The 5,292-nt window shown below is 52.0% G+C and carries 4 protein-coding genes; all 4 read left to right on the forward strand.

The features are described from left to right. The first annotated feature begins 204 nt into the window (after positions 1-204). The 4 genes from mvk to rpmB all read left to right on the forward strand — a co-directional run bounded on the left by mvk (position 205) and on the right by rpmB (position 5,166). A complete protein-coding gene (gene mvk / locus HMPREF3216_RS03055) occupies positions 205-1,206 on the forward strand; it encodes a mevalonate kinase (protein ID WP_230953854.1) in 1,002 nt (333 codons plus the stop codon). 10 nt (positions 1,207-1,216) lie between these two features. Continuing rightward, a complete protein-coding gene (mvaD, locus tag HMPREF3216_RS03060) occupies positions 1,217-2,335 on the forward strand; it encodes a diphosphomevalonate decarboxylase (protein WP_060786885.1) in 1,119 nt (372 codons plus the stop codon). After that, complete coding sequence (gene fni / locus HMPREF3216_RS03065) at positions 2,328-4,829, forward strand: type 2 isopentenyl-diphosphate Delta-isomerase (protein WP_060786886.1); 2,502 nt, start codon at positions 2,328-2,330, stop codon at positions 4,827-4,829. Before mvaD ends, fni begins: the two co-directional genes overlap by 8 nt. Positions 4,830-4,971: 142 nt before the next feature. Beyond that, a complete protein-coding gene (rpmB, locus tag HMPREF3216_RS03070; protein ID WP_004105392.1) occupies positions 4,972-5,166 on the forward strand; it encodes a 50S ribosomal protein L28 in 195 nt (64 codons plus the stop codon). The last annotated feature ends 126 nt before the right edge of the window (positions 5,167-5,292 follow it).

The following is a 5,292-nucleotide window of genomic DNA, read 5'->3' on the forward strand; positions in this document are numbered from 1 at the left end:
TTGTACGTGATTTAGGCCAAATTTGGTACAAATTCGGGAAATGTGAATGTGTTGTGTGTGTATGCGGCAAATCGTGGTGTTAAATCGTTTTAGATACTAAATTATAAAAGTTGGGAAAATGTGACTAGCCTAACGCGAACGATTGCAGTGGCGACGATTGCAGTGGCGACGAGTGAGCCTGTAGAGCATTGCAAAGGAGGATTAGTGAGCGAGTGCAGCGGTTTAGCAAGTGGCGTTGGCGAAACTTGCGCAAAAGTGATTCTTTTTGGCGAGCACTCGGTGGTTTACGGCTACAGCGCAGTGGCTATTCCGTTGAAGAATCTTAAGATGCGTGCCACAGTCAAGAGAGCAAACGCGCCAATCACATCAAACGCGTCGAACGCCTCAAATACATCAATCGCGGATGAAAAAAACGGCATAACGCTTAAAGCACTGGATTTTTGCGGGCCATTGCAAAACGCGCCAAAGCGCTTGGACTCAGTTAAAACCGCGATTTATAAGGCTTTGCAATTTGCAAATTGGCGCGGCGAAGCGTTGCAGGTGGAAACCGCTTGCGATTTTCCGCCAGAGCGAGGATTGGGGTCGTCGGCTGCGGCGGCGGGTGCCGTAATCCGTGCGATTCTAGATTTTTACTCGATTGAAGCCAGCGAGGACGAGCTGTTTGCGCTCACGCAAGAGGCGGAAAATGTTGCGCATGGAAAGGCTTCGGGATTAGACGCTAAGGCTACGGCTGCGGCGCGCGCGGTGCGATTTTTTGGCGGCGAATTTAGCAACATAAATATACGCATGCACGCGTGGCTTGTTTTGGCCGATTCGGGGTGCAAGGGGCAAACGCGCGATACGGTTGAAGCTTTGCGCAAAAAGCGCGATTTGAATCCGCATGAGGTTGATGCGCTTCTAGAGCAGCTAGGGGAAATCGCCATTAGCGCTGAGGGCGATTTAGAGCTTGGGCGGCCGCTGGAAATTGGGCTTAAGATGAGCCGCGCGCACGAGATTCTTACGCAATTAGGCGTGAGCACGCCGCTTTTAGACGCGTTGGTTAGGGCCGCGTGCAAAGGCGGGGCTTTGGGGGCAAAGCTGACTGGCGGCGGCGGAGGCGGTTGCGTTATCGCGCTTGCGCAAAGCTGCGAGGATGCGCTTAAAGTAAAATTGGCGCTAGAGCGCGCGGGCGCTGTTAAAACGTGGATTGTGGAAATCGGCGGTTAGAAAGGTGATTGTGGAAAACGTTGAAATTGAGCCAAAAATAGCGTTTGACGAGTCGATGCAAACGCATTGCGCAATCGCGGAAGCAAACGCAAACATTGCGCTAATCAAGTATTGGGGAAAGCGCGATGAGCAGCTGATTTTGCCGTATGCGTCTTCCTTATCTTTGACTTTGGGCGGATTTTCAACGAAAACCAGCGTGCACTTTGATGATTCTCTAGCAGACGACTCCGTTTGCTTGAACGATGTAGAGCTTAGTGGCGATTTGCTGCAAAGCAATGAGCGCGCGCGAATCGTAAGAATGCTGGACATGGTGCGAAAAATGGCTGGAACGAGCCGCAAAGCGCGAGTCGTAAGCAAAAACACGGTTCCAACGGCGGCGGGTCTTGCGTCTAGCGCATCGGGTTTTGCGGCGCTGGCGGCGGCGGCGTCGTATGCGGCTGGTCTTAAGCTAAACGCGCGCGAACTTTCGATTTTAGCGCGCAAGGGGTCGGGCTCGGCATGCAGGTCGATTTATGGCGGATTGGTGCTGTGGAACGCAGGCGAGAGTAGCGAAACAAGCTACGCGGAGCCAATCGAATTGCCAAAAGATTTGAGCCTTGCAATGGTGGCCGTTGTTTTAAATCCCAACAAAAAGAAGATTTCCAGCCGCGTTGCAATGCGGCAAACTGTTGAAACATCGCCGCTTTACAAAAGTTGGATTAAAAGCTGCGAGGATGACCTTAAAACGGCTTTGCAAGCGATTAAAAACTGCGATTTAGAGGCGTTGGGCGAGGTTTCGCAGCGAAATGCCTTGGGAATGCATGCGGCGATGCGCGCGGCCAATCCTAGCGTTGACTACCTTAGCGAAGAAACGCACGCCGTTCTTAGAGTTGTGCGGCAAATGCGCGGCGAGGGGTGGCCTGTTTGGGCTACAATGGACGCGGGTCCGAATGTTAAGGTTTTAACTAGCGCGGGCAAGGCTTTGAGCGTTAAAAACGAGTTAAGACAGCGGGTTTTGCAGGAGATTGCGCAATCGCGAGGTTCGCTGGCGGCGGCGGGTTCCGACTCTGCGCAATCCAATCCGCAGTTTGTTATTGCGCGCGCGGGCGGTGCGGTTAGCGTGACGGCGTACGGAGAAAATCATGACTAAATTTCAAGCGGAAGCTCCTGGAAAGCTTTATATTGCAGGCGAATACGCTGTTGTAGATGGAAAAGCTGCGATTGTTGCAGCCGTGAATCGCTATGTAAAAGTTACGGTTGACGCGGCTGGAGCTTGCGATTTTCCTTGCGATTTTCCTAAAGATGCCGACTGCGGTGGGAATTTTTACGGCAGGAATTTTTACGGAAAAATTGCGTGTGAGGATAAAAACTTTGAGCCGCTATATTGGAAGTTTGACGAAGCACGTTTTGGCGGCATGCGTTTTGGCGGCAACAGCAGGGAATTTATTTTAGATAAAAGTTATGGATGTGGCTTTGATTCCCGCGCGGATGCTTGCGATTTGCCCGCGGAAGAATCGCCAGCAACCAACGATTTGCCAGCGCAAACTAATGTAGAAAAAATTAAAAAATACTACGCGTATGTGATTTCCGCAATGAACGTAGTAGATGAATATGCACGCGAGATGGGCGTGTTGGAAGCGCAGGGAGCGCAGGGAGCGCAGAGCTCGAAGGGCGGCGCGCGCGAATACAACGTACGCATTGAAAGCGATTTAGACGATAAAAAAACGGGCAAAAAATACGGTCTCGGCTCTTCGGCGGCGGTAACGGTGGCGGCTGTTCGCGCGCTGTGCGAATGGTACGGGTTGGCGATTGCAACGCCAGAACTGTGCAAATTGGCCATAATCGCATCGTCGCTAGTAAAAAAGTCGGGAAGCGGCGGAGACGTGGCTGCAAGCGTATACGGCGGGTGGGTATTGTACCGCGCATACAATCGCGAATGGCTTAAAGCAGAAGTGGAAATGATTGAAAGCGGCGACTCCAGCTTGTGCGAGTTGCTGCAAAAAAAGTGGCCGCGGTTTGTTGTAAAACGATTAAAAGTGGGCGGTGGCTTGCGACTTTTAGTTGGGTGGACGGGGAGCCCTGCCAGCAGCGCGGAGCTTGTTGGAAGCGTGAAGGCTGGAGTGAAGGCTGGCGCAGCGTCTGGCGCAAATTCTGGCGATTCAGCCGCGCGCGAGCACGCTAAAACACATGCCAAAACATACGAAGATTTTTGTGCGCAAAGCGAAAAATGCGTGCAAAAAATCGCAAAAAGCCTAGAAAATGGGGATTTTAACGCGTTATTAAGCGGATTTGCGCAAAATCGAGCGCTGCTAAAAGATCTTGGCGAAATCACGGGAACGCTAATCGAAACGCCAAAACTTACGCGGCTAATAGAGGCTGCAAATTGCGCAGGATTGCCAGCAAAAACAAGCGGCGCAGGCGGAGGAGATTGCGGAATCGCGATTGCGCGCTCGCAAGATTTTGATGCAGTGGCTAATCGCATTAAAAGCGAATGGCAAAAAAACGGGATTGAGGCGCTTGGGTTGCAAGTGGCGGAATTTGATGAAAATCGCGATTCTTCGCTTATCGAGCAGCGCAAAAACGATCACATAAAACTTGCGTGCAAACAATATAAATCGCGCGCGGATGCTGGGTTTGAAGCAGTGCGATTTATTCCAAACGCGTTGCCGCAGCTTGCGTTAAGCGACGTAGATACAAGCGTGAGCGTGCTTGGTGCCGCCGAAAAATGGGCTGCTCCGCTGTACATTAACGCAATGACGGGTGGCAGCAAAAATGGCGAAAATATAAACGCGTCGCTAGCTAGAGTGGCGGCAAAAACTGGCGTGGCAATGGCGTGTGGGTCGCTAAGCGCGGCGCTTAAAAATCCGCAGCTTGCGGGAACATTTAGCGTGATTAGACGCTTTAATCCGCGCGGATTTGTGATGGCGAATGTGAGCGCGGGAGTCGCCGCTGAGCAGGCGATTAAAGCCGTGGAAATTTTACAGGCGAACGCGTTGCAAATCCACCTTAATGCGGCGCAAGAGCTGGTTATGAGCGAAGGCGACCGCGATTTTAGCGCGTGGCTTAGCAATATTGAGGCAATTGTGAGCGCGCTTGATTCAATGAAAGTGCCAGTTGTTGTTAAGGAAACTGGCTGCGGAATGAGCGCGCGGGATGTGTTGCGCCTGCAAAATGTTGGCGTGCGCGCGGTGGACGTTGGCGGGCGCGGCGGCACGAATTTTGTTGCGATTGAAAACGCAAGGCGCGGGGGCAGGCGCGGCTACGAGTTTCTTGATTCTTGGGGGCTTACCACTGTTGAGTCGTTGCTGGATATAGCGCGATGCGATGAGATTTTGCGCGATTATGGCGACTCTGCGGTTGCTGGCGATTCTTGCGACTCTGCGCAAATGCAAGTCTTTGCAAGCGGAGGAGTGCGCACGCCGCTTGATGTTGTGCGCGCTCTTAAGCTTGGGGCAAGCGCAGTTGGAGTTGCGGGCGAGTTCTTGCATACGCTCACTTGTGGCGGTATGGATGCGCTTGTTGAGCAGATTGAGGATTGGAAGACGCAGATTCGCGTGATTATGGCGCTGCTTGGATGCAGAAATATTGCAGATTTGCGCAAAAATTCGCGCATCTTGATCGATGGCAAGCCGTGCAATCTGTAATGTCGGGCGTAGTGATATACTTGTGTAGTTGTGCGTTCAGGCATGCCTGTTTGTTTGTGCGATTTAACATTGGTTAGTTGCATTTGGATTGGCGTGAGTGAGCGACGCAAGACTTGCAAGTCAAAGAAAATAGGAGTCCATTATGGCAGCTCGTTGCGCAGTATGTGGCAAGGGACCGCAGACCGGTTTCAGCGTTTCACATTCGCACATTCGCAATAAGCGCACCTTCCGCCCGAACCTTCAGCCGGTTCGCACCACCATTGATGGCGAAAATGTTCGCCTTCGTGTGTGCGTAAAATGCATTAAGGCAGGCAAGGTTCAGCGCGTTGAGGCGTGAATCGCGTGTTAAATGTAAGGCCCTGAGCAGTGCTCGGGGCTTTTTTGTTCGCAACGACATGCCTTTTCGCTTAAAGCGTAGCGCGCTTTCCTATTTGGTATTGCGCGAGGTTTGAGTATTTCTCTC

Origin of the sequence: Gardnerella vaginalis (assembly GCF_001546455.1) — a bacterium.
GTDB classification, from domain to species: Bacteria; Actinomycetota; Actinomycetes; order Actinomycetales; family Bifidobacteriaceae; genus Bifidobacterium; species Bifidobacterium vaginale_B.

Excerpts from the sequence above, each read along its gene's own strand:
- fni (WP_060786886.1), top strand. The coding sequence starts at position 2,328 with ATGACTAAATTTCAAGCGGAAGCTCCTGGAAAGCTTTATATTGCAGGC.
- rpmB (WP_004105392.1), top strand. The coding sequence starts at position 4,972 with ATGGCAGCTCGTTGCGCAGTATGTGGCAAGGGACCGCAGACCGGTTTC.